Source organism: Aminobacter aganoensis, from assembly GCF_014206975.1.
In the GTDB taxonomy this organism is placed as follows: Bacteria; Pseudomonadota; Alphaproteobacteria; order Rhizobiales; family Rhizobiaceae; genus Aminobacter; species Aminobacter aganoensis.
This window is the reverse complement of the sequence record NZ_JACHOU010000003.1, coordinates 201,289-223,053: the sequence shown is the minus strand read 5'-3', so window position 1 is coordinate 223,053 and position 21,765 is coordinate 201,289. Positions and strand designations below refer to the sequence as shown.

Here is a 21,765-nt window from a genome sequence, read left to right as displayed (position 1 = left end):
GCTGACAGCTGAGCTAAGATCGGTTGCTTGTCCCGGCTCTAGAAGTCGACCGTGGTGGCCACCCCCGTGGCAACCGCCCGCTCGACGGCAACTGACGCCACTGCAAGATCCTGCAACGCAACGCCGGTTCCGTCGAAAAGGGTAATTTCCTCCGCGCTGACGCGCCCGGGATGATCCCCGTTGATGACGGCACCGATCTCGATGATGGCGCTGGCGTCCACGAGCCCCTCGGCAACGGCGTGCTGGGTTTCTCCGATCGTGACCGCCTGCGCGATTTCGTCCGTGAACACAGTTGCATTGGCCAGCAGTCGCGCGTCGACCTCCTGCTTACCCTTTGTGTCGGTCCCCATGCACGCCAGATGCGTTCCTGGCCGCACCTGCCCTGCCCGCAGAATCGGATCAAACGAGGACGTGATCGTAATGATGACGTCAGCCTGGGCTCCTAGCGTATCGAGATCGACACGTTCAAATGGCAGGCCGTGCTCTGCAGCCACAGCTTCGAGGCGGACCAGATCCTGCGGGACGATGTTCCATCCCACCACTTTTTCGAACGCGCGCTGCTGCAACGCCGCTTTAAGCTGGAAAGTCGATTGATGGCCCGCTCCAACAATCCCCAGGACCTTGGAGTCCGGACGAGACAGATACTTGATGGAGATCGCCGACGCGGCGGCTGTCCTCAAGGCGGTCAATAAATTGGCGCCGACTACGGCCCGGCACTCTCCAGTATCGGCATTGAACAGCATGATGGTCGACTGATGGTTCGTGAGCCCCCTGGAAGCGTTGTTCGGCCAGAAACCGCCCGATTTCAAACCAAGCACGAGGCCGCCGCGATCGATGCCCGACTTGACGCCATAGATGGCATCGACATGACCGATCGCTTCGCGAACGACCGGGAGGTTCGAGGCCGACTTCTTTGCCATGGAGGCGAAGACCCTCTCGACCGCTGCAAAACAATCAACGGCCGAAACAAGCCGGGCGATCTCTCGTTCGGGTACGATGATCATCAAATCTCATCCTCAGAAAAACCGGGCCAAGCCCCCGGGGAATTGCTCAATATGCCTTGCCGCGGGCCGAAACCGGCCACAACGTTTCGACCTTTCCATTGCGCACGCCGACGTACCAGTCGTGCACGTTGCAGGTCGGGTCGCAGTGCCCGGGCACCAGCTTGAGCTTTTCGTTGATCTTGAGCACGCCGTCCGGGTCTTCGACCACACCGTGCTCGTCCGAGCATTTGATGTATTTGACGTCGTCGCGCCCGTAGACGAAGGGCAGTCCGCTATCGACGGACTGGGCCTTGAGGCCGGCGTCAACGACGGCCAGGTGGGATTTGGCGTGGCTCATCACGGATGTCAGGATGAACAGCGAGTTCTCCCACTCGCCCTGATCGATGCGCTTGCCGTCCTTGTCCTGGATACGTCCGTAGTCCGCGTCCATGAAGGCATACGAGCCGCATTGGAGTTCGTTGTACACGCCCGAGCCCGACTCGAAATAGTAGGAGCCGGTGCCGCCGCCGGACACCAGTGCCGGATCGAGGCCGACAGCTTTGAGGCCCGCTGTTGCATCAGCCACTTGCGCAATTGCAGCGTCGAGCTTGGCCTTTCGCGCCTCATAGCTGTCCATATGCTGCATCGCGCCCTGATATGCCTGGAGGCCGGCGAACGACAATCCTGGCGAGGCGGCGATTGCCTGTGCAATGTCGACCACCTCCTCGGTCGTTTTCACGCCGCAGCGGCCGGCACCGCAATCGATCTCGACGAAGCACTCGATCGTCGTCCCATGCCTTTGCGCAGCAGCGGAAAGATCGGAGACATTGGCCCGGTCGTCGACACACACGATGATGCGGGCTCCCAGCTTCGGCAGCCTGGCAAGGCGGTCGATCTTGGCGGCGTCCCTGACCTGGTTCGAAACCAGGATGTCCTTGATGCCGGCGCGGGCGAATACCTCCGCCTCGGATACCTTCTGGCAGCAGACTCCGATGGCCCCGCCCATCTCCATCTGCAACTTGAGCACGTCGACTGACTTGTGCATCTTGCCGTGAGCGCGATGGCGCATGCCGTGGGCCTTCGCATAGTCGCCCATCTTGCGAATATTCCGCTCGAGCGCGTCCAGGTCCAGGATCAGGCAAGGCGTCTGGATGTCCGCTTCATTCATGCCCGGCAGCGCAGGCACGTCGAAACCGACCTCGAGACCGGCAAAGCTTGCAGATGCGTTCATCGTCTTCTCCTTAGTTCCACGGCAGCTTGTCGACGTCGACATTGCCGCCAGTAATGATGACGCCGACGCGCTTGCCGGCGAAGATTTCCCGATTCTTCAGAATAGTTGCCAATGGAACGGCGCTCGACGGTTCCATGACGATCTTCAATCGCTTCCAGATCAGCTTCATCGCATCGACTATCTCGTGTTCCGAGGCGGTATGGATGTCGGTGACGAAGTTTCTGACAAAGTGCCAGGTGAGGTCCTTGAGAGGTACCTTGAGTCCGTCGGCAACCGTATCGGGCGCATCGTCAGAGATGATGTGGCCTGCCTTGAAGCTCCTGTAGGCGTCGTCCGCCTGTTCCGGCTCCGCGGCATAAATCTTGAGATGCGGCGCAAGGCTGGAGAGGGTCAGGCACGTACCCGAGACCATCCCGCCCCCACCGATCGGCGCCACGACGGCATCCAGGTTTTCAACCTGCTCGATCAGCTCGGCCGAGCACGTCGCTTGCCCGGCAATGACGCGGTGATCGTTGTAGGGATGGACAAACTCAGCCCCGGTCTTGGCAACCACTTCGGCAAACACGGCTTCACGGCTCGTCGTCGAGGGTTCGCACTCGACGACCGTGCCGCCATAGCCCTTGACCGCGTCCTTCTTCGCTTGTGGCGCCGTGCGTGGCATCACCACCGTACAGGGAATACCTCGCCGACCTGCCGCGTAGCTCAGGCATGTTCCGTGATTGCCGCTCGAATGGGTTGCAACGCCCCTGCGTGCCTGCTCCTCGGACAGGCCGAAAACGGCATTGGAAGCACCTCGTGCCTTGAACGCCCCTGCCTTCTGCAGGTTCTCGCATTTGAAAAAGAGCTCGGCGCCGGAAAGCTCGTTGAGGATACGCGAGGTCAACACCGGCGTGCGATGGACGAATGGAGAGATGCGCTCGCGCGCCGCGAGCATGTCATTCAGGGTCGGGATGTACATCTTCCAGGCTCCTTCAGGCCGCCTTTTGTTGCGGCGAGCCGATGCTTTGGCGATAGTACTGCTGCGCCGCGGCCACGCCCGAACCAAGCGTGATGGGGAGGCCGAGGTCGACCATGACCATCTCGGCCGTGGCTATTCCGGAAAGGGCCATCACGTCGGTCAGGCTGCCGAGGTGGCCGATGCGGAAGACCTTGCCGGCGACATCGCCAAGACCCGTGCCGAAAGCCACGCCATATGCGTTGAGGGCATGGGAGACGATCTTGTTGGCATCGAAACCGTCCGGGACACGAATTGCGCTGACCGTGTCGGAGTAGAGCTCGGGGCGTGCAGCGCACAGGCGCAGTCCCCAGGCCGCCACGGCCGCCCGCACGCCACTCGCGATGCGGTGGTGTCGCGCGAACACGTTTTCCATTCCCTCTTCCAGGAGCATCTCGGTCGAGAGCTTCAGTCCGTTCAGCAGTCCGACCGGCGGCGTGTAGGGGTAGCCATTGTTGGCATAGCCCTTGGCCATGTCGCGCAAGTCGAAGAACGTCCGGTGCAAGCCTGCGGTTTCGGCGGCTGCAAGTGCGCGCGGCGAACAGGCAACGATCGCGAGGCCCGGCGGCAGCATGAACCCCTTCTGGCTGCCGGCAACGGCGACGTCTACCCGCCATTCGTCCATCCGGAAATCCATGCAACCGATCGAGCTGACGCCGTCGACGAAAAGCAGGGCTGGGTGGCCGGCCGCATCAAGGGCACGGCGAACTGCAGCGATATCCGAACGAACGCCCGTGGCCGTTTCGTTGTGCGTGGCCAGGACCGCCTTGATCTCGTGCGCCTTGTCGGCCACGAGCATTTCCTCGAAGATGTTCGCCGGAATGCCTTCGCCCCAGTTCTGGGTAACGACCGCGACATCGAGGCCGTGACGCTGGCACATGTCGATCCAGCGATGGCTGAACATGCCGTTGCGCGTGGCGAGAACCTTGTCCCCGGCCGAAAGAGTATTTGAAATAGCCGTTTCCCAGCCGCCCGTTCCCGTCGACGGGAATGCGAAAACCTCTGCCTGCGTCGTCTTCAGCACCTTCTTCACCCCGTCCAGAGCAGGATGAAGGATCTTTCCGAAAATCGGGCTGCGGTGATCGATGGTCGGCATGTCCACGGCCTTGCGCAACACATCCGGGATGTTTGTTGGGCCGGGAATGAAAATCGGGTTCTGGCTGCTCATTCGCGAGGTCTCCTTGCTGACTAAGGCTAACGTCAGCTGTACCCTTTATGCAATTTTTTTGAAAATATTTTTTATTCTCTTCTCATTGGCATTTTTCAATACAAAGACAATGACTTAGAATTTTTCATCGGTGCGGCAACCCTGTGATGCGCACCGCCGGTCATCAATGCCCACACTATGCGAGCTGTGTTGTTAACCAACACAACCGTCGCGACCTTGATCGTTCGCGTCATGAGAAGTTGTCTGTCATGGCCTCGACGGTAACTTCGGCGGACAGTGGTCAGGAAGCAATCCACGTCGCGCGATCTCATGCGGGAAAGGCCGGCTGCCAATCCGGAAGCGAACCCTCGGTAACGATTGCCAGGATTTGAACCGCCGCGAATGCCAATCCCTGCATGGTCGCGAGTTCGATGGTGACGATCGAGCCCGGTAGGTGCGGCGACCACCTTCCCAGATTTCGCTAAGGCTGGGCTTTCGGGCCCAGAAGCCTCGCGTGGTCACGCTCTTCCGCAGTGCGCCTCGCCCTTGCGGAGAGGAGATCCTTGCGGGCTACAAGCCCGACCAGTCGTCCTTCGGCATCAACAATGGGGACGCGTCCTATTCCAGATGCAGTCATCCGATCCGCGAGGTGACTGACAAGCTCATCCGGCCGTCCCAACAAGAGATCGGGCGCAATAGCCTGTGCGAGCGTGCTCTCGCGATCTGGGCCATCGGAGTCACTCATCCACTCGAGCACGTCCCCGCGTGACACCATGCCAACCACAATCTTGCTGGCGTCAACGACCGGATAGCTCTTATGGCGATGCTCCAAACTCATGAAATGGTCGATGGTTCGACCGATCGTCCACGACGTGTCTATGGCATCCGGTTCCTTGACCATTACGTCCCGAACCCAGGACTGCTCGAAGGGATCGGCCTGGTACTCGCGGGTGATGTGGAGGCCGCGGCGGGCGATCTTTTCGGTCAGTATCGAACGTTTGAGGAGAAGCACGGTCGTGGCATAGGCGATCGTGCAGGCAACGAGCAGCGGCAGCAATGCATGCTGGTCCCCGGTAAGTTCAATTGCAAAGAGGGTGGCCGTCAGCGGTGAACGCATGGTTCCGCCCATCATCGCTGCCATGCCCAGAAGCGACCAGAAGCCAGTGTCTGCGCTTGGCAAAACCGGAGTGAGCAAGGCGCCAATGGCGCCGCCGAAGATCAAAAGGGGCGCGAGTACGCCGCCGGATGTGCCGGAACCAAGCGCGACGGCCCAGATGACAGCCTTGACCACAAGCAACATCAGAGAGGCGTTGAAGCTGAGATCGCCCGTCAGGAAATGGCGGATGTTGTCATAACCAACGCCAAGAGCCGCTGGCTCCATCAAACCTCCGAGGCCTACTACGAGGCCCCCTATCATGGGCCACCACATCCAGTGGATCGGCAGCTTCTGAAACAGATCCTCTGAACCGTAGACCATCGCAGTCAACAAGCCAGACGCCAGACCCGAGATCACTCCCACTGCTGCCCAGGACAAAAAATTGCCGAGCGATGGCCCCATTTGTCCGGCATACGCAAACAGCGGCGCTGGATCCAGCAACAAGGTGCGAGCCGATGCGGCTACAGCGACAGCGATGACCACAGGCAGGAAACTACGGGGCTTCCACTCAAAAAGCAGCAGCTCAACCGCCAGCAGCACCGCCGCCAATGGGGTGCCGAAGATTGCGGTCATGCCAGCGGCAGCGCCTGCGACAAGCAGCGCCTTACGTTCGACAGAACTGAGATGGACTGTTTGCGCAATCAGCGACCCGATGGCACCCCCGGTCATGATAATCGGACCCTCGGCACCAAAGGGACCACCCGTTCCGATCGAGACCGCTGAGGACAGAGGCTTCAGGATCGCAACTTTGGCGCTTATGCGGCTTTTGCCGATGAGGATCGCTTCTATGGCTTCCGGGATGCCGTGACCCCGGATTTTCTCCGAACCGAAACGTGCCATCAACCCGATGATGAGACAGCCGATCACAGGCACTGGGACCATCCACCAGCCCAAGGGTGAATTCGCGATGACCACGTCTTCGAAGGAAACCCGCCCAAAATAGGCAAGGTTGGTGCAGAGCGCGATAAGTCGAAGAAGGACCCAGGCGGCCCCGACGGCCACAGCGCCCACCAACGCTGCGATTGCCATGAGCATCAGCACGCGGGCATCAGCAGTAAAATCTGCAACGCGCGGCTGGGATGAATGGCGGCCCCCCAGCATGGCGTCGACTGGCTTACTGGTCTGTGTCGATATAGGCATGGTGTCGGGGCAGCTTGAGGAATTTATATCGTATTACGATATAATAGCAGGATTGAAAATGGCCGTGGTGAAAAAAAGTGCAGCAGGCGCTCAAGGACATGCCTCGCCGGTCGACTATCGTCGGCTTGCGGAGTTTCGTTATGCCATCAGGAAATTTCTAGGGTTCAGTGAAGCGGCTGCCTCAGAAGCGGGGCTAACTGCCCAGCAGCACCAGGCACTGTTAACGATCAAAGGATTTGGCGAAGACAACGGGCTCTCCGTCGGTGATCTGGCGTCACGCCTGCTGGTGCGCCATCACAGCGCAGCCGAACTCGCAAAACGCCTCGAGGATGCGGGACTGGTACATCGCAATCATGACCCGGAGGACGGACGTCGTGTACTGCTAACTCTAACTGAAGAAAGCGAGTTGCGACTGCGTGCTCTTTCCCAGGTGCACCTCGACGAAATCAGTTCCATGTCCCCGGATCTGGTCACCATACTGACGACTTTGGCTTCGAGGCGGGAACCGCGTTGAAAAAAGCGCCAGCGCGAAAACTCATATTTTTGCCTCTCGGCCAAACGCTTGCCTGAACTACCTAGCTTTCAGTGAGGTGAAGCAAATCAGATCCAGATTTCCGGCCTCTCAGTGCCAACAATTCACCTACCAGATCGCTGCCCATTCCACCGCCAATGGGCTCCTAGATGGGCGGAATTTCAGCACTGGCTTGAACCACTGCAAAGGCCAAGCAAGCCAGAAGAAGCCTTGCGGCGATGGGAACCCGATGTACGCGGAATGACAACGCAGTCACCATGCCTGCGGTCCAAGCTGCGAGGCCAAGTCCAGCGCCTATATGCTTGAAGGCATACCCGATAACTCCAAGATGGACCGCCGCTGCCACACAAACAGACATGAGGGTCGAAGGAGTCTGTTCGATCTTGACTTCCAACATCCGGGTAAAATCGGGCCAGCTGAAGGCGATCGCTGTGATGGTTGCCAGCACTTCAACCAGACGATCCATAGTCAGCCCTATCCCGTTACCAACCTCAGTCGGGCTTCTCGAAAAGCCGTCTCGATGCGATTATCCTTATGAAAGAATATTGCCTCGGTGTAAAATATTACACATAAAGGCATCAAGCAGCCAAGCGCGAGTTGCAAACCAGGCACTGAACCGGATCCCACGACAGCGAAGAGATCGATTTTTTGGGCAAAAAGCTTACCTTCAAGGTATTTTCTCCGATCCTTGCCGGCGCAACGCTGAAAGACCGAGTTCTCGGCTGTATCGGTGCGCTGGTCGGCATATGCGTTACGGGGTTTGTCTGCGGCCTGGTTTTCGGCGACCATCCCCAACTCCCGCTGATCGTGGCACCGGTCGGCGCGTCAGCGGTATTGCTATTTGCGGTCCCGGCAAGCCCGCTGGCGCAACCCTGGTCGATTGTCGGCGGCAACACGATCTCAGCCCTTGTCGGGGTGACGGTAGTCTACTTCATCAAGGACCCAATGATCGCAATCGGTCTGGCAGTATCGCTCGCGATACTGGCAATGTCGCTAACACGCTCACTGCATCCGCCTGGAGGCGCCGCCGCGTTGACCGCTGTCATAGGCGGCGTGGCCGTTTCACGCGCCGGTTTCCTTTTTCCTTTGGTGCCGGTCGCAATCAACTCGGTGCTCCTGGTTGTGCTCGGCACGATCTTTCATCGATTGGCCGGTCGCCAATATCCGCATCGACAGACCATAGCGACCGTCAATACTCACAAGACATCGGACCCTCCTGCGGCCATCCGTGTCGGATTCAACGAAACAGACATCGAGGCAGCCATTTCGGATCTGAACGAGACTCTCGATGTTAGCCGTGCAGACATAGACACCCTTCTGCGGCACGTCGAGCAGCGAGCCTTGCTTCGTGTGCACGGAGAACTGACCTGCGCCGACATCATGTCCAGCGATGTCGTGTCGGTTTCCGAGGACGCCAGCCCGATGCAGGCGAAAGCACTCCTGTTGGAACACGACATTCGCACGCTCCCTGTCATCGACAGCGAGAAGCGCCTGCTGGGAACGGTCGGTCTGCGCGAACTGGCAAACGGGCAGACGTCGGAACTGCTTCCAATCTCGGAAGCGGTTACGGCAGGCCCCGACGAGCCGGCCGTAGGATTACTTCCGCGCCTCACCGATGGCGTTGCCCATGCGGTGATCGTGGTCGACCGGGCCTACCATGTCGTTGGTGTGATTTCGCAGACCGACCTTCTCGCTACGCTTGGAAAGAGCCTTGCTCACAACAATACTCCCGGCATCATGCGTGGCGCTGGGCAAGGCATCTGACGTAGAGAGATTCTTCAACCGGCCTCCCAAAACGTATCTTCGTATTCAGGGGCGACCGCACGCGTCCCCGGTCAGATTTCCACCAGTGCCGCGAAGTCGGGCAGGTCCTGCAGCGTCTCGAAGCCGAACTCCGACAGGAAGGTTTTGGTCGTCACATAGGTGTAGGGCGCTCCGGGCTGCGGCGCGCGCGGACCCGATGCGATGAAGTCCTGGGCACGCAGGGTGGCAATCAGGTCGCGGCTCACCTCCTTGCCGAAAAAAGTCGACAATTCGCTGCGCGTGATCGGCTGGAAATAGGCGATGCACATCAGCGTCAGCGCCTCCGATTGCGACAGCGGGCGGACATCGCCGTCCACGACGGATGCCGCGCGAATGGCATCGGCAAAGGCCCTTTTCGTCCGGTGCTGCCAGCCGCCGGCGACCGCCACAAGCATGCGGCCCCGATGCCAGCTTCAGGAAGATGCGGTCCTCCTTCAGGATGAGCCGTTCCCGCTTCGAGAACAGTTCTCGCGGCCGAGCGGGTCTGCCGTCAGCCGCGCCCGGTAGGCCTCGCAGGCGGCCAGGCTTTCGATGTCGTAGACGCCACATTCGGTCGTCGCCGAGCCTTCATGCGGCGCGAAACAGCCGACCAGGTCGGCACCGCAGCGCGGGATCGCCTGGCCCCAGTTGCGGGCATATTGCTCGAATGCCGCCTTGCCGAAGGGGTCGATCCGGTAGCGGATGAAGCAGGTGATGGTCATTGTCGTCTCCATGAGCGGCGGGAATGGTTCGACCGGCATCGAAGCGTGCGGCCGAACCGGCGTGCTAGCGCCAGAAGGGTCTTGCGACTTCACGCGTCACGTCGCGGCGGCTGAGACCGATGTCGTCGAGCTGGGTGTCGGTCAGTTCGGAAAGGTCGAGCCGTTGCAGGTGCCGGTCATAACCGCGGGCAAGGAAGGCCAGCACCCGGCCGAATGCAGCGAGCGGCAAGCGTCCTGGCGCGGTGGCGGATCGGGTGTTCGGCGTCATGGCATTGCTCCTTTCCATGGACGCAGAATACGCATTGCCTGACGAGAACGCTTCGATTACCATCGAACCATGGAGGTAGCCTGCCATGAAAGAAGGCCCAGACATCGCCCGTATCGCCAGCCTCGTCGGCGATCCTGCACGCGCCAACATGCTGACCGCGCTGATGGATGGCGGTGCGCTGACGGCCAGCGAACTGGCGCTCGAGGCCGGCGTCAGCCTGCCCACGGCAAGTTCGCACCTCGCCAAGCTGATGGACGGCAGGCTGCTGACCGTGGCGAGCCAGGGCCGGCATCGCTACTACGCGCTGGCCGGGACCGAGGTCGCGGCGATGATCGAGGCGATCAGCGGCGTGGCCGCCCACTCCGGCCCCCAGCGGGCCCGGCCGGGCCCGCGCGACAAGTCGATGCGCGAAGCCCGCGTCTGCTACGACCACCTTGCCGGCGACCATGCGGTGGCGATGTTCGACCGCTTCGTGGCCGAAGAGATCATCGTCCAGAACGACGACACGGTTCGGCTCGGCCCGGCGGGCGCGGGCTTCTTTGCCGCCAGAGGCATCGACACGTCCGGGCTCGGCGCTGCGCGCCGGCCGATGTGCCGCGCCTGCCTCGACTGGAGCGTGCGCCGCGCGCATCTGGCGGGATCGCTGGGCACCGCCATCCTCGACAAGATCATCGCCGAGAAATGGGCACGCCGGCCGGCCGGCAGCCGGGTGGTCGAATTCACGCCCCCGGGCAAGCGCGCCTTCGAGAAAGCCTTCCTCGCCTGAGGCCGAAATCCAGTGCCGGGCCTGCCCAACACCGTGCTTCGATGTAACTGCGGACTGAAACCTGTGGATAGCCGCACGGCAAATTGCGGATACATCCGTGGCGCAAAAGACACATCTTAACCAATGCCGCCCGATCCGGCCTAAATGCCTAGAAAAGAACGCAATTCGGCCCCGATCGGGCGCATTTTCACACGAAGATTAACATCGCGTTCACCGAAGATTCACACCCGCCGGCTATGGTCGCTTCCACGTTCGGGACGAGCCCCGAAGGGACAGGGATAAGAACAATGGCTATCTGGAACCAAATCACTCACGCCGCATCGGCGCTTCGCGAATTCATCGCCCCGACCTACCGCCCCGAGCGCCACTACATGCGCGGCCCGGGACCTGCCTGCGCCCGCCGCAGCAACACGCTCCAGTCGCGCGTGACGTTCCACTGACATGACCGTCATCGGACGCCACGAAAGCCGCATCGCCCGGCCAACCAGCGATCACCGCACCACCACATTGCGCGGCGAACGCCGGGCGATCGTCTCGACCCGCCTCTAGGCGCGGCTACGCCCGCCGGCGGCGCAAGCCCGGCTGCTTCACGCCCCACAGTTCCATGCACAGAGGTCGAGCGCCCCGCCCGGCCCTCACCACAATTCGTGGCGGACGTTCAGGTCCTTGATGACAGGCACGTCGCGCAGCATCGCGCAGATGCGCTCGATCTCCGGCCACGTCGCAGCGACCTTGCCGGCCTGAGGGTGCCAATATGCCAGCATCAGCAGATAGACGTCGGCGATCGACATGCGGTCGCCGGCAAGCCAGCTGCGCCCCCGCAACGCGGCGTCGATGATGCCGAAGCCGCGATCGCTTTCGGCGACGGCGGCGACCTTCACTGCCTCGATGCCCTGCGGGTCGGCCGTGTAGCGCTGCGCGTAATAGTAGCGCAGCAGCGCCGGATACATCACCGACGACTGGAAGGTGAGCCAGCGCAGGAAGTCGGCCCGGCCGGACGCATCCGCTGCCGGCGCAAGCCCGGCCTGGGGATGGCGCTCGGCGACCAGCTGGCACATCGCCGCCGACTCGGTCATCGCGCCGCCATCGGGCAGCACCAGCACCGGCACCTGGCCAAGCGGGCTGACGGTGCGGAACCTGTCGTCGGGGTCCGTGCCCTTGACGACATTGATGCATTCGAATGGCACGCCGGCCAGTTCGAGCGCCGCCTCGACGACGAAGCCGCCGCTGCCGGCGCGTGTGTAGAGCTGGTACATTCCGTAGTCCCCCCTGTCGGCAGACATTTGCCATTGCCGGACGTGCTTCTCAAGCGCCGGGATGGCCCGCCAGGAGGTATTTTCACCGGGCCAGATCGAGCCGCGAAGCCAGACCCGCATGCACCTGCCCGCTCCGCCGGGGCCGAGGGCCGGGAGCCGGGAGCCGGGAGCCGGGAGCCGGGAGCCGGGAGCGAGCAGGGCAACGCCCGGCGGCATCAGTCCAGCGTGCGGCGGAAGCGGAACAGCGCCAGGCCGGCGAAGAGCGCGACGAACAGGCCGAGCACGCCGACCTCGACGGCAATGGCGGGGAACTCGGCGCCCTTCAGCATGACGGCGCGGATGATGCGCAGGAAATGCGTCAGCGGCAGGACTTCGCCCAGGGCCTGAGCCCAGCCGGGCATGCCGCGATAGGGGAACATGAAGCCCGACAGCAGGATCGACGGCAGGAAGAAGAAGAAGGTCAGCTGCATCGCCTGCATCTGGGTGCGGGCGATGGTCGAGATGGTGTAGCCGAGCAGCACCAGCGCCAGCACGAAGACCAGGATCGCCGACAGCAGCAGCGACAGCGAGCCGATGAAGGGGATGGCAAACAGGAGCTTGGAGGCGACCAGCACGACGGTTACCTGGACGGCGCCGACGACGAGATAGGGCAGCACCTTGCCGAGCATGATCTCGGCCGGGCTGGCCGGCATGGCGAGCAGGTTTTCCATGGTGCCGCGCTCGGTCTCGCGGGTCAGCGCCATCGAGGTCATCATCACCATGGTCATCTGCAGGATGACGCCGAGCAGGCCAGGCACGATGTTGTATTGCGAGATGCCCTCGGGATTGTAGCGGCGGTGGACGACGACCTCGAGCTGGCCCTTCGCCTGCTCGGCGGATGCCGCTTCCATGCCCTGGGCGCGCAGCAGCGCCTTGCTGGCGACGGTGCCGAGCGTCGACACCGCCCCGCTGGACGCCGACGGGTCGGTGGCGTCGGCCTCGATCAGGATCTGGGGCGCTTCGCCGGCCGCCACCCGGCGGCCGAAATCGGCGGGGATGGTGACGACGAAGGCGACCTCGCCGCTGGCCATCAGCTGCTCGGCCTCGGCGGCGGTCTCGGCGATGTGGTCGAAGCGGTAGTAGTTGGTGTTCTGCAGCGCGGAGACCATGGCGCGGGTGTACGGGTCGTTGCTGGTGGCGACGAGCGCCGCCGGCAGGCTCTTGGGATCGCTGTTGATGGCAAAGCCGAACAGCACGAGCTGCATCAGCGGTACGCCCAGCATCATGGCGAAGGTGATGCGGTCGCGCCGCATCTGGATGAACTCCTTGGTCAGCAAGGCGCCGAGCCGGGCGAAGGAGAACAGCCCGTTGGTGACGTTTTTCATGACATGTTGTCCCTGGAGCCGGCCATGAACTGGATGAACACGTCTTCCAGGCTGGTCTCGCCCGGTTCGACGGTGACGTCCTTGCGGCCGCGGATGTCGGCAAGTGCCGCTTCGAGCTTGTTGCGGTCGGAGCCGACGACGTGGAGCGTGGCGCCGAACGGCGCGACCTGCTCGACGCCGGGGCGGCCCTCGAGTGCCTCGGCGATCTGGTCGAGGCGCGGGCCCGAAACGACGAAGGTGGTCAGCCCGGCATTGCGCACCACCTCCGCGACGGTGCCCGAGGCCAGCATCTTGCCATAGGAGATGTAGCTGATGCGGTGGCAGCGCTCGGCCTCGTCCATGTAGTGGGTCGAGACGAGCACGGTGAGCCCGCCGCGCGCCAGCCGGTGGATCTCGTCCCAGAACTCGCGCCGCGCCTTGGGATCGACGCCGGCGGTGGGCTCGTCGAGCAGCAGCAGCTTGGGCTTGTGCATGATGCAGGCGGCAAGCGCCAGGCGCTGCTTCCAGCCGCCCGACAGGGTGCCGGCGAGCTGGTCGCGGCGGCTGGTCAGGCCGAGCTCGTCGAGGGTCCTGGCGACATGTTCCTCGACCGGCCGGAGCTTGTAGAGGCGGGCGACGAATTCGAGGTTCTCGCCGATCGTCAGGTCCTCGTAGAAGGAGAACTTCTGCGTCATGTAGCCGACTTCGCGCTTGATCTTGAGACCGTCGGTGCGCAGGTCGTGGCCGAGTACCTGGCCCTCGCCCTCGTCGGGGGTGAGCAGTCCGCACATGATGCGGATGGTGGTGGTCTTGCCCGAGCCGTTGGGCCCGAGGAAACCGACGATCTCGCCCTCGGCGACGGTCATGGTGACGTGGTCGACGACGGTCTTGTCGCCGAAGCGCTTGACGAGATTGGTGACTTCGATGGCGTTCATTGCGGCTGCCTCGGGTATAAAGAGCGAATAGGGAATAGCGAATAGCGAATAGTGAGTAGTGAGTAGTGAGTAGTGAGTAGTGAGTAGCGCGCGGATACTGCCCTATTCGCTATTCGCTATTCGCTACTCCCTATTCGCTATTCGCTATTCGCTCTCTTCCAGCGCCACATCGACGATCTGTCCCGGCTGTAGCGCCGAATTGGCGTCTTCGGGCCGGGCCTCGACGAGGTAGACGAGCTTCTGCCGGTTCTCGAGCGAGTAGATGACCGGCGGGGTGAATTCGGGATCGGGCGAGACGTAGCTGATTTTGGCCGTCAGCCCTTCGGCGCAGCCGTCGCAGCGCACCGCCAAGCGGGTGCCGACCCGGACCGAGGAGAAGGCGGTCTCGGGGATGAACAGCGTCAGCTTGACCGCACCGTCGGGCAGCACCGAGACCACCGGGGACGACGGGCCGGCGGTGTCGCCGGCATTGCGGATGACGTCGTCGACGCGACCGTCGGCGGGCGCGGTGAGCGCGCGCTTGGACAGCCGCCAGCGGGCCTGGCCGAGGGTCGATTCGGCCTGCTCGACCTTCTTCTCCGCCGCCCTGATCGCGTCTTCGCGGGCGGGCAGCCCGGCGACCTTCAGGTTGGCTTCGGCGAGGCCTATGGCGGCCTCGGAGACCTCGACCTGGGTCCTCGCCTCGTCCATCTGGGCCTGGGTGGCGATGCCGCGCTTCAAAAGATCCTCGGTGCGTGCCCGGACGCGGCTCGCTTCCTCGGCCTGGGACCTGGCGGAGCGCACGGTCGCCTCGAGTGCGGCGATCTCTTCCGGGCGCTTGCCGACCTTGAGGTCGGCGAGTTCGGCCCTTGCCTGGGCAAGTGCCGCCTCGGCCTGGGTGACCGCGATCCTGGCGTCGCCGCTTTCTAGCGTAGCGATCGGCCTGCCGGCCTGGACGCGGTCGCCGCGGCGGACGGCCACCGTCTCGACCTGCGCCACCTCGATGGGGGCGAGCAGGACATAGTCGCCCTCGACATAGCCGACAGCGAGCGGCGCGGGAGCGGCGCAGGCCGAAAACAGCGATGCTGCGAAAGGTATCGAACAAAGGATGCTCATGGCTTTCCTGCCTTTCGCGCGGCGATGATGGCCGCGACGTTTTCCTTGGCTATGCCGATGACCTTGGCGGCTTCGGCGGGGCCGATGTCGGTCCAGTCCATGCGCCGCATGACGGCGGCACGGGCGATGCGGAAATAGACGACCTGGCCGATCATCATGAACACGCTGATGCGCGTCTTTTCGCTGTCGGCATCCTCGCCGGTGGCGGTCGCCCAGAGGTGGCACAGCCTGCGGTGAACCGGCTCGAAGACGCCGCTGTAGATGCGGTCGAGCGCGTCGGTGGGGGTCGATAGCTCGCGCAGCACGAACTGGACGATCTCGCCAGCCTCGGGACGCGCGACGATGAAGCCGACCATGCGCTCGACGGTGGCGTCGAGCAGCGCCTCGGCCTGCTCGGCGCCTGTCGGCAATGCCGGTGCGGCGCTGCCGAAGGCCTGGGCGGCAATGGCCTGGATCGTCTCGACGATGTAGTCGGCGGCGGCGAGGCGGAGCCCCTCCTTGCCGCCGAAGTGATAGGCGATGGAGCCTATGTTGGCATTGGCGGCGGCGGCGATCTCGCGGGTCGAGGTACCGTCGAAGCCCTGGCGGCCGAACAGTTGAAGCGCCGCCATCACCAGCGCCATGCGGGTGGCGTCGGCTGCGGTGGTCGTCTGCGGGGTCTGTGTCTTGCTCATGCCAGTTATTTAATCAATCGATTGATTAAAGTCAAGTGAATTGTTGCGCGGCGTGCCGTGCCGCGCTTTATTGGCGCCATGGCAAAGGAAATCGAACGCAAATTCCTGGTGAAGGGACCGGAGTGGCGGAGCCTTGTCGAAGACAGGATCCGGATCCGGCAGTTCTACCTCGCGGCGAACACCGGCCGCTCGGTGCGGCTGCGCATCGCCAACGGCGAAATGGCGACGCTGACGCTGAAGTTCGGCTCGCGCGGCCGCGAGCGCGACGAGTTCGAGTACCAGGTGCCGCTGGCCGAGGCCGAGGAGATGGCGGAGTTCGCCATCGGCCGTGTCATCGAGAAGACACGCCACCATGTTAGCCATCGCGGGCGTCTCTACGAGATCGACGTATTCGGCGGGGAGCTGAGCGGACTGGTGATTGCGGAACTGGAAACGCCGGAGGACGTGCCGGCATCCGAACTGCCGGCCTGGCTCGGCCAGGAGGTAACCGGCGACGCGCGTTACTACAACGCGTCCCTGGCCCTGAGCGACGTTCCGGAAGCCGTTGCATGAGCTTTCGCATCGATCCCCGGCTGGCGCTGACCGCAGAGGTTCGCCGGATTGCCGGCGGGGAGATCGACAAGATCGTCGCGCATCTGAACGCCGCCCGCGACAACCCGGAAAGATCGCTGCACAGCGCCCGCAAGCGCATCAAGGCGTTGCGCGCGCTGCTGCGCCTCGTGCGGCCCGGCGACGACGCCTTCTGCCGCGCCGAAAACGACCGTTACCGGAACATCGCGCTGTCGATCGCCGGCGCGCGCCAGGCGACGGCGCTGATCGAGACCATCGACAGGCTGATCGCCGATTTTCCCGAGCATGCCGATGCCGCCGGCCTTGCCGGCATTCGCGCCATGCTGGCGCGCCACCGCAGCGAAGGCGTCCATGGCGAAGCCGGGCTCGGCGCGGTGCTCGACCATGCCGTCGCCGAATGCCGGGCCGGCATGGCGGCGATCAACATGCTCGTTCTTCCCGACCATGCGGAGGAAGCGGCCGACGTGCTTGCCGACGGGGCGCTGGCAACGCTGCGATTTGCACGCAAGGCGCTGCAGCAAGCGCGCGAACGCGGCGAGCCCAACGATTTCCACGACCTGCGCAAGGCGGTGAAGACGCATGCCGCGCATCTGTCGCTGCTGCGCAAGCTCTGGCCGGCGCCGGTCAAGCCGCGGCGCGAACGGGCCGAAGAACTGGGCGAGAGCCTGGGCGAACTGCACGACGTATTCGTCATGCGCGCGCTGATCGAGGCACGCCAAGCGCCCTTCGGCGGCCCTGAGCCGAAACAGCTGGTGCGGCTGCTCAGGCGGGCCGAGAAGGCGTTGCGCAAGCTCTGCCTTGCCGACGCCGCCAAGCTGTTCGAGGACAAGCCCAGACGGGCCGCGCGCAAGCTCGCCAGGAAGGCCCGCGAGGACCTGAACGACGGCATGGCGGAGAGCGAAGCGGACTGAGGCGGCGGCTGGCCACCCCGGGGCGCCTCATGTTACGTCCTGTGCGTCATGACGCAAAAGACCGATACATTGCTCGACCGCATCGGCCGCTGGCTCGCATCCCGGCTGCAGGTCGAATCCTCCGGCTACGAACCCTACACGCCGTCCGACCCGGAGACGCTGCGCCGGACGCTGGAGCCCGGCGACATCCTGCTGATCGAGGGCAACCAGCGGATTTCGGCCGTCATCAAGTACCTGACCCAGTCGACCTGGTCGCATTCGGCACTCTATGTCGGCGACGCCTTGCCCGAGCCCGCCGACGGCTCGGAGCGACCGCGGCTGATCGAGGTCAATCTCGGCGAAGGCTGCGTGGCCGTGCCGCTGTCGAAGTATCGCACCTACAACACCCGCATCTGCCGCGCCAACGGGCTGTCGCCGGAGGACCGCGACCATGTCGTCAGGTTCATGATCCAGCGCCTGGGGCTGAAATACGACCTCAAGAACATCACCGACATGCTGCGCTATTTCATCCCCAGGCCGCCGGTGCCGGTGCGCTGGCGCCGCCGCATGCTGGCCTTCGGCTCGGGCGACCCGACGCGCGCCATCTGCTCGACGATGATCGCCCAGGCCTATGGCGAGATCCGCTATCCGATCCTGCCGGAAATCACCCGTGCGCCCGGCCGCGCCTCGGCGCAGTCGAGCTACATGCGCCAGGAGATCATGCACATCCGCCACCACTCGCTGTACACGCCGCGCGACTTCGACCTGTCGCCCTACTTCCGCATCGTCAAGCCGACGCTGGAATATGGCTTCGACTACAGGCAGGTGACCTGGGGCGAAGAGGAAAAGGTTGCGAAGGGGGGATAAGGGCGCTGCCGCTCAGGCGTCCGGGTCGGTGAAGTCCTCGTCAAGGCGCTTTTCGAGCTCGACCAGGTCCCTGGGCAGCGGCAGGCCCTGGGCGCGCAGCTCGGCGAGCTTTTCGCGGATCTGCTCCTGCAGCTCATGCGCGTCCTCGGGTTGGTTGACCATCTCCTGAAACAGGACGGCTATCTGGGCCTTGATCTGTTCGAGCGCCATGTGGGCCTCCTGGAGCTGCGCGGCTACCGCAGCATGCGCGAAATAAGCTGCGCCGTATAGTCGACCATCGGCACGATGCGGGCATAGTTGAGCCGGGTCGGGCCGATGACGCCAAGCGCGCCGACGACGCGGGCATCCTTGTCGCGATAGGGGGCGACGACCAGCGACGAGCCCGACAGCGAGAACAACCGGTTCTCCGAGCCGATGAAGATGCGCACGCCCGAGCCTTCCTCGGCGAGGTCGAGCAGCTGGATCAACCCGTCCTGGGTTTCCATGTCCTCGAACAGGTGCTTGAGCAGCTCGATGTCGGCCTGGGCGGTGACGTTTTCGAGCAGGTTGGCGCGGCCACGGACGATGAGGCGCGCCGGCAGGCCGCTGTCGGCGCCGGCCCAGACGGCGAGACCCTTTTCGACGAGGTCCTGGGACAGCGTATCGAGGGCGGCCTTGGTCTCGTCCTTGATGCGGGCGATTTCGAGCCGGGCCTCGGCCAGAGTGCGGCCGCGGATATGGGCGTTGAGGAAGTTGGAGGCTTCGTGGAGCTGCGAAACGGTGACGCCCATCGGCAGCTCGACGACGCGGTTCTCGACATCGCCGTTCTGCGACACCAGCACGGCCAGCGCCTTGGTCGGTTCGAGCTGGATGAACTCGATGTGCTTGAGCGCGACCTCGTTCTTGGCGGCGAGCACGAGGCCGGCGCCGCGCGACATGCCCGACAGCATCTGGCTCGCCTCGGTCAGCATGTGCTCGAGCGTGGCGCCCTCGCCCGACGCCTTGACCTGGGCCTCGATGACGCGGCGCTCGTCGTCGGAAAGGTCGCCGAGCTCCATGAAGGCGTCGACGAAGAAGCGCAGGCCCTTCTGCGTCGGCAGGCGGCCGGCGGAAATGTGGGGTGCGTAGACCAGCCCGAGCTGTTCGAGGTCGCTCATGACGTTGCGCACGGTGGCCGGCGACAGCGACGATGGCAGCATGCGCGACAGGTTGCGCGAGCCCACCGGCTCGCCGTCGCGCAGGTAAGAATCGACGATACGCCGGAAGATGTCACGCGAGCGCATGTCGAGGGATTGCAGGCTGGGGTCGGTAACCGCTTTGGTCATGTCTGTTCGTGGTCTCCGCCTCAAATGATATAGACAGCGGCGGCGCGAACACAACCGTCGGCCCCCGGGTCATGGGCCTGCCCCCTGTTTTCCTTTGCGCTCCAACCGGCATGGGGCTACAAGCCGGCAACAATTCCGATTTCGCCATAGAAAGTACCCGAATGCGCCCCTCCAAACGCCAATTCGACGAAATGCGCGCCGTTTCCTTCGAGCGTAACGTCTCCAAGCACGCCGAAGGTTCGTGCCTGGTCAAGTTCGGCGACACCCATGTGCTGTGCACGGCGAGCCTGGAAGAGAAGGTGCCGGGCTGGATGCGCAACTCCGGCAAGGGCTGGGTGACGGCCGAATACGGCATGCTGCCGCGCTCGACCGGCGAGCGCATGCGCCGCGAGGCTTCCGCAGGCAAGCAGGGCGGCCGCACACAGGAAATCCAGCGGCTGATCGGCCGCTCGTTGCGCGCCGTGGTCGACATGCAGGCGCTGGGCGAACGCCAGATCACCGTCGACTGCGACGTGATCCAGGCTGACGGCGGCACCCGCACGGCCTCGATCACCGGCGCCTGGATTGCGCTGCACGACTGCCTGCGCTGGATGGAAGCGCGCCAGATGGTCAGCGTCGAGAAGGTGCTGAAGGATCACATCGCGGCGATCTCCTGCGGCATCCATGACGGCCAGCCGGTGCTCGACCTCGACTATCTCGAGGACTCCGCTGCCGGCACCGACGCCAATTTCGTGATGACCGGCAAGGGCGGCATCGTCGAGATCCAGGGCACCGCCGAGGGCGTGCCGTTCTCGGAGGAAGAGTTCCAGCAGCTGATGGGCCTCGCCCGCAAAGGCATCTCGCGCCTGGTCAGCCTGCAGCAGATGGCGGTGGCGTAAGCCGCCGCAAGGATATGTTCGCGCTCGACGTTGCCCCCCTCCGGCCTGCCGGCCATCTCCCCCTCGAGGGGGAGATGGCCGGCCCCTCGGCATGCTCAGAGGGGGGTGCCTAGATGCAGCCCTCCGCCATCCTCGAATCCGCCCTCTACGTTTCCGACCTCGATGCGGCGGAAACATTCTACGGCGAGGTGATGGGGCTGACGCGGATCGCCAAGGTGGACGGGCGGCATGTGTTCTTCCGCTGCGGCCAGGGCGTGCTGCTGCTGTTCAACGCCGATGCGACGCGGCAGCCGCCCAAGCCTGGTGCGAGGCTGCCGGTGCCGCCGCATGGCACGACCGGCCAGGGGCATCTTTGCTTTGCCGGCACGGCGGAAGAGATCGAAGACTGGAAGACAAGGCTCGAAGGCGCGGGCATTGCCATCGAGGCCGATTTCGAGTGGCCGCCCTTCGGCAATAGCTCAGGAGGTGGCCGCTCCATCTATTTCCGCGACCCCTCGGGCAATTCGCTCGAGTTTGCCGAGCCGAGGATATGGGGTATCTGATGCGTGAACTCGCCGACAAGAAGATCGTGATCGCCAGCCACAATGCCGGCAAGCTGCGCGAATTTGCCGACCTGATGGCGCCGTTCGGCTTCGAGGCGAAGTCGGCCAGGGAATATGGCCTGCCCGAACCCGACGAGACCGGCACCACCTTCGAGCAGAATGCCTACATCAAGGCGCTGGCCGCGGCAGAGGCGACCAAGCTGCCGGCACTGTCGGACGATTCCGGCCTGGTGGTCGACGCGCTCGACGGCGCACCCGGCGTCTACACCGCCAACTGGGCCGAAAAGGAAGACGGCACGCGCGACTTCGCCATGGCGATGCAGCGCACCGAGGACGCCATGCAGGAGCGCGGTGCCGTGGCAGCAGACCAGCGCAGCGGCCGCTTCGTCGCCGTGATCTGCCTGGCCTGGCCGGACGGGCACGCCGAATATTTCCGCGGCGAGGCCGAAGGCACGCTGGTGTGGCCGCCGCGTGGCAATGACGGCTTCGGCTACGACCCGGTGTTCTTGCCGCAAGGCTTCGACAAGACCTTCGGCGAGATGAGCGCCGCGGAAAAGCACGGCTGGAAGCCGGGCCAGGCAGATGCGCTGTCGCACCGGGCGCGCGCCTTCCAGAAATTTGCCCGCGCCAAGCTTGGGTCGGCCTGATTAGATGTCTTTGACTTTCCACCGTTTGCGCTGCCCCTTATCC

The 21,765-nt window shown here is 63.7% G+C and carries 24 protein-coding genes and 2 pseudogenes; 10 read left to right on the top strand and 16 right to left on the bottom strand.

Going from position 1 to position 21,765, the window contains the following annotated elements; genetic code table 11:
* Window positions 1-38 precede the first annotated feature (38 nt).
* The 5 genes from bhcD to GGR00_RS08680 all read right to left on the bottom strand — a co-directional run bounded on the left by bhcD (window position 39) and on the right by GGR00_RS08680 (window position 6,546).
* Window positions 39-1,004, bottom strand: a complete 966-nt coding sequence (gene bhcD / locus GGR00_RS08700) for an iminosuccinate reductase BhcD (RefSeq protein ID WP_184699228.1) — start codon at window positions 1,002-1,004, stop codon at window positions 39-41.
* 46 nt (window positions 1,005-1,050) lie between these two features.
* Entirely contained in the window at window positions 1,051-2,214 is a 1,164-nt protein-coding gene (bhcC, locus tag GGR00_RS08695) for a 3-hydroxy-D-aspartate aldolase BhcC (RefSeq protein ID WP_184699226.1), read from the bottom strand.
* A 10-nt stretch (window positions 2,215-2,224) separates the two neighbouring features.
* Window positions 2,225-3,172: a beta-hydroxyaspartate dehydratase BhcB gene (bhcB, locus tag GGR00_RS08690; RefSeq protein WP_184699224.1), complete on the bottom strand. Its 948-nt coding sequence runs from the start codon at window positions 3,170-3,172 to the stop codon at window positions 2,225-2,227.
* Window positions 3,173-3,185: 13 nt separating this feature from the next.
* Window positions 3,186-4,376 carry an L-aspartate--glyoxylate aminotransferase BhcA gene (gene bhcA, locus GGR00_RS08685; protein ID WP_184699222.1) on the bottom strand — a complete coding sequence of 397 codons (1,191 nt, stop codon included), beginning with the start codon at window positions 4,374-4,376 and terminating at the stop codon, window positions 3,186-3,188.
* 460 nt (window positions 4,377-4,836) lie between these two features.
* Complete coding sequence (locus tag GGR00_RS08680; protein WP_377863441.1) at window positions 4,837-6,546, bottom strand: chloride channel protein; 1,710 nt, start codon at window positions 6,544-6,546, stop codon at window positions 4,837-4,839.
* Between GGR00_RS08680 and GGR00_RS08675 the strand changes: the two genes are divergently transcribed.
* Window positions 6,539-7,165, top strand: coding sequence for a MarR family winged helix-turn-helix transcriptional regulator (locus GGR00_RS08675; RefSeq protein WP_343065530.1), 627 nt, complete (start codon window positions 6,539-6,541; stop codon window positions 7,163-7,165). The genes GGR00_RS08680 and GGR00_RS08675 overlap by 8 nt on opposite strands.
* A 163-nt stretch (window positions 7,166-7,328) precedes the next feature.
* On the opposite strand, the gene GGR00_RS08670 is transcribed toward GGR00_RS08675, so the two are convergent.
* Entirely contained in the window at window positions 7,329-7,649 is a 321-nt protein-coding gene (locus tag GGR00_RS08670) for a hypothetical protein (RefSeq protein ID WP_055981654.1), read from the bottom strand.
* A gap of 182 nt (window positions 7,650-7,831) precedes the next feature.
* Here GGR00_RS08670 and GGR00_RS08665 point away from each other — a divergent pair, with 182 nt between their 5' ends.
* The gene (locus GGR00_RS08665; protein ID WP_210309510.1) at window positions 7,832-8,947 is read left to right on the top strand and encodes an HPP family protein; all 1,116 of its coding nucleotides are present in this window, start codon (window positions 7,832-7,834) and stop codon (window positions 8,945-8,947) included.
* A gap of 83 nt (window positions 8,948-9,030) precedes the next feature.
* On the opposite strand, the pseudogene scpB reads toward GGR00_RS08665, so the two are convergent.
* From scpB to GGR00_RS08650, 3 genes and pseudogenes are all read right to left on the bottom strand, one after another.
* A pseudogene (scpB, locus tag GGR00_RS08660) lies at window positions 9,031-9,390 on the bottom strand (SMC-Scp complex subunit ScpB); the annotation flags it as partial.
* Window positions 9,377-9,687 (bottom strand): annotated as a pseudogene (locus GGR00_RS08655) (NIPSNAP family protein); the annotation flags it as partial. The pseudogenes GGR00_RS08655 and scpB, both read right to left, overlap by 14 nt.
* Before the next feature lie 64 nt (window positions 9,688-9,751).
* On the bottom strand, window positions 9,752-9,955 hold the full coding sequence (locus GGR00_RS08650) for a DUF1127 domain-containing protein (RefSeq protein WP_184699215.1): 204 nt from the start codon (window positions 9,953-9,955) through the stop codon (window positions 9,752-9,754).
* 85 nt (window positions 9,956-10,040) lie between these two features.
* On the opposite strand from GGR00_RS08650, the gene GGR00_RS08645 reads away from it, so the two are divergent.
* Both GGR00_RS08645 and GGR00_RS08640 read left to right on the top strand, forming a co-directional pair.
* Entirely contained in the window at window positions 10,041-10,721 is a 681-nt protein-coding gene (locus GGR00_RS08645; RefSeq protein ID WP_184699213.1) for an ArsR/SmtB family transcription factor, read from the top strand.
* A 287-nt stretch (window positions 10,722-11,008) separates the two neighbouring features.
* A complete protein-coding gene (locus GGR00_RS08640; protein ID WP_184117413.1) occupies window positions 11,009-11,161 on the top strand; it encodes a hypothetical protein in 153 nt (50 codons plus the stop codon).
* A gap of 195 nt (window positions 11,162-11,356) precedes the next feature.
* Here GGR00_RS08640 and GGR00_RS08635 read toward each other — a convergent pair whose 3' ends face one another.
* The 5 genes from GGR00_RS08635 to GGR00_RS08615 all read right to left on the bottom strand — a co-directional run bounded on the left by GGR00_RS08635 (window position 11,357) and on the right by GGR00_RS08615 (window position 16,024).
* A complete protein-coding gene (locus tag GGR00_RS08635) occupies window positions 11,357-11,977 on the bottom strand; it encodes a glutathione S-transferase family protein (RefSeq protein WP_184699442.1) in 621 nt (206 codons plus the stop codon).
* Window positions 11,978-12,192: 215 nt separating this feature from the next.
* Complete coding sequence (locus GGR00_RS08630; protein ID WP_184699211.1) at window positions 12,193-13,341, bottom strand: ABC transporter permease; 1,149 nt, start codon at window positions 13,339-13,341, stop codon at window positions 12,193-12,195.
* Window positions 13,338-14,255 carry an ABC transporter ATP-binding protein gene (locus GGR00_RS08625; protein ID WP_055981633.1) on the bottom strand — a complete coding sequence of 306 codons (918 nt, stop codon included), beginning with the start codon at window positions 14,253-14,255 and terminating at the stop codon, window positions 13,338-13,340. Before GGR00_RS08625 ends, GGR00_RS08630 begins: the two co-directional genes overlap by 4 nt.
* Before the next feature lie 144 nt (window positions 14,256-14,399).
* Window positions 14,400-15,350 carry an HlyD family secretion protein gene (locus GGR00_RS08620; RefSeq protein ID WP_055981630.1) on the bottom strand — a complete coding sequence of 317 codons (951 nt, stop codon included), beginning with the start codon at window positions 15,348-15,350 and terminating at the stop codon, window positions 14,400-14,402.
* Window positions 15,347-16,024, bottom strand: a complete 678-nt coding sequence (locus GGR00_RS08615) for a CerR family C-terminal domain-containing protein (protein WP_055981628.1) — start codon at window positions 16,022-16,024, stop codon at window positions 15,347-15,349. Before GGR00_RS08615 ends, GGR00_RS08620 begins: the two co-directional genes overlap by 4 nt.
* Before the next feature lie 78 nt (window positions 16,025-16,102).
* Between GGR00_RS08615 and GGR00_RS08610 the strand changes: the two genes are divergently transcribed.
* From GGR00_RS08610 to GGR00_RS08600, 3 genes are read left to right on the top strand one after another with little or no spacing between them, the layout of a single operon-like run.
* A complete protein-coding gene (locus tag GGR00_RS08610; RefSeq protein ID WP_055981743.1) occupies window positions 16,103-16,576 on the top strand; it encodes a CYTH domain-containing protein in 474 nt (157 codons plus the stop codon).
* Window positions 16,573-17,505: a CHAD domain-containing protein gene (locus GGR00_RS08605; protein WP_055981625.1), complete on the top strand. Its 933-nt coding sequence runs from the start codon at window positions 16,573-16,575 to the stop codon at window positions 17,503-17,505. The genes GGR00_RS08610 and GGR00_RS08605 overlap by 4 nt, the downstream gene beginning before the upstream one ends.
* 48 nt (window positions 17,506-17,553) lie before the next feature.
* A complete protein-coding gene (locus GGR00_RS08600; protein ID WP_055981622.1) occupies window positions 17,554-18,351 on the top strand; it encodes a YiiX/YebB-like N1pC/P60 family cysteine hydrolase in 798 nt (265 codons plus the stop codon).
* Between the two features lie 12 nt (window positions 18,352-18,363).
* Here the strand turns inward: GGR00_RS08600 and GGR00_RS08595 are convergent, their stop codons facing one another.
* Together GGR00_RS08595 and hrcA are read right to left on the bottom strand one after the other, a co-directional pair.
* Window positions 18,364-18,561 carry a hypothetical protein gene (locus GGR00_RS08595; RefSeq protein WP_055981618.1) on the bottom strand — a complete coding sequence of 66 codons (198 nt, stop codon included), beginning with the start codon at window positions 18,559-18,561 and terminating at the stop codon, window positions 18,364-18,366.
* Between the two features lie 23 nt (window positions 18,562-18,584).
* Window positions 18,585-19,655 carry a heat-inducible transcriptional repressor HrcA gene (gene hrcA / locus GGR00_RS08590; protein ID WP_055981615.1) on the bottom strand — a complete coding sequence of 357 codons (1,071 nt, stop codon included), beginning with the start codon at window positions 19,653-19,655 and terminating at the stop codon, window positions 18,585-18,587.
* Window positions 19,656-19,816: 161 nt separating this feature from the next.
* On the opposite strand from hrcA, the gene rph reads away from it, so the two are divergent.
* The 3 genes from rph to rdgB all read left to right on the top strand — a co-directional run bounded on the left by rph (window position 19,817) and on the right by rdgB (window position 21,722).
* Entirely contained in the window at window positions 19,817-20,533 is a 717-nt protein-coding gene (rph, locus tag GGR00_RS08585; protein WP_055981613.1) for a ribonuclease PH, read from the top strand.
* A gap of 113 nt (window positions 20,534-20,646) precedes the next feature.
* A complete protein-coding gene (locus GGR00_RS08580; RefSeq protein WP_055981610.1) occupies window positions 20,647-21,075 on the top strand; it encodes a VOC family protein in 429 nt (142 codons plus the stop codon).
* On the top strand, window positions 21,075-21,722 hold the full coding sequence (gene rdgB, locus GGR00_RS08575; protein ID WP_055981607.1) for an RdgB/HAM1 family non-canonical purine NTP pyrophosphatase: 648 nt from the start codon (window positions 21,075-21,077) through the stop codon (window positions 21,720-21,722). The genes GGR00_RS08580 and rdgB overlap by 1 nt, the downstream gene beginning before the upstream one ends.
* Window positions 21,723-21,765: the final 43 nt, after the last annotated feature.

Bases quoted from the DNA above. Each gene is read 5' to 3' on its own strand.
- GGR00_RS08680 (WP_377863441.1), bottom strand. From the start codon at position 6,546: ATGCTCATGGCAATCGCAGCGTTGGTGGGCGCTGTGGCCGTCGGGGCC.
- GGR00_RS08615 (WP_055981628.1), bottom strand. From the start codon at position 16,024: ATGAGCAAGACACAGACCCCGCAGACGACCACCGCAGCCGACGCCACC.
- GGR00_RS08610 (WP_055981743.1), top strand. From the start codon at position 16,103: ATGGCAAAGGAAATCGAACGCAAATTCCTGGTGAAGGGACCGGAGTGG.
- GGR00_RS08675 (WP_343065530.1), top strand. From the start codon at position 6,539: ATGAGCATCAGCACGCGGGCATCAGCAGTAAAATCTGCAACGCGCGGC.
- GGR00_RS08670 (WP_055981654.1), bottom strand. From the start codon at position 7,649: ATGGATCGTCTGGTTGAAGTGCTGGCAACCATCACAGCGATCGCCTTC.
- rph (WP_055981613.1), top strand. From the start codon at position 19,817: ATGCGCCCCTCCAAACGCCAATTCGACGAAATGCGCGCCGTTTCCTTC.
- GGR00_RS08640 (WP_184117413.1), top strand. From the start codon at position 11,009: ATGGCTATCTGGAACCAAATCACTCACGCCGCATCGGCGCTTCGCGAA.
- GGR00_RS08635 (WP_184699442.1), bottom strand. From the start codon at position 11,977: ATGTACCAGCTCTACACACGCGCCGGCAGCGGCGGCTTCGTCGTCGAG.
- bhcA (WP_184699222.1), bottom strand. From the start codon at position 4,376: ATGAGCAGCCAGAACCCGATTTTCATTCCCGGCCCAACAAACATCCCG.
- GGR00_RS08580 (WP_055981610.1), top strand. From the start codon at position 20,647: ATGCAGCCCTCCGCCATCCTCGAATCCGCCCTCTACGTTTCCGACCTC.
- GGR00_RS08650 (WP_184699215.1), bottom strand. From the start codon at position 9,955: ATGACGCCGAACACCCGATCCGCCACCGCGCCAGGACGCTTGCCGCTC.
- GGR00_RS08620 (WP_055981630.1), bottom strand. From the start codon at position 15,350: ATGAGCATCCTTTGTTCGATACCTTTCGCAGCATCGCTGTTTTCGGCC.
- bhcD (WP_184699228.1), bottom strand. From the start codon at position 1,004: ATGATCATCGTACCCGAACGAGAGATCGCCCGGCTTGTTTCGGCCGTT.
- GGR00_RS08605 (WP_055981625.1), top strand. From the start codon at position 16,573: ATGAGCTTTCGCATCGATCCCCGGCTGGCGCTGACCGCAGAGGTTCGC.
- hrcA (WP_055981615.1), bottom strand. From the start codon at position 19,655: ATGACCAAAGCGGTTACCGACCCCAGCCTGCAATCCCTCGACATGCGC.
- GGR00_RS08645 (WP_184699213.1), top strand. From the start codon at position 10,041: ATGAAAGAAGGCCCAGACATCGCCCGTATCGCCAGCCTCGTCGGCGAT.
- GGR00_RS08625 (WP_055981633.1), bottom strand. From the start codon at position 14,255: ATGAACGCCATCGAAGTCACCAATCTCGTCAAGCGCTTCGGCGACAAG.
- GGR00_RS08600 (WP_055981622.1), top strand. From the start codon at position 17,554: ATGACGCAAAAGACCGATACATTGCTCGACCGCATCGGCCGCTGGCTC.
- bhcB (WP_184699224.1), bottom strand. From the start codon at position 3,172: ATGTACATCCCGACCCTGAATGACATGCTCGCGGCGCGCGAGCGCATC.
- rdgB (WP_055981607.1), top strand. From the start codon at position 21,075: ATGCGTGAACTCGCCGACAAGAAGATCGTGATCGCCAGCCACAATGCC.
- GGR00_RS08595 (WP_055981618.1), bottom strand. From the start codon at position 18,561: ATGGCGCTCGAACAGATCAAGGCCCAGATAGCCGTCCTGTTTCAGGAG.
- bhcC (WP_184699226.1), bottom strand. From the start codon at position 2,214: ATGAACGCATCTGCAAGCTTTGCCGGTCTCGAGGTCGGTTTCGACGTG.
- GGR00_RS08630 (WP_184699211.1), bottom strand. From the start codon at position 13,341: ATGAAAAACGTCACCAACGGGCTGTTCTCCTTCGCCCGGCTCGGCGCC.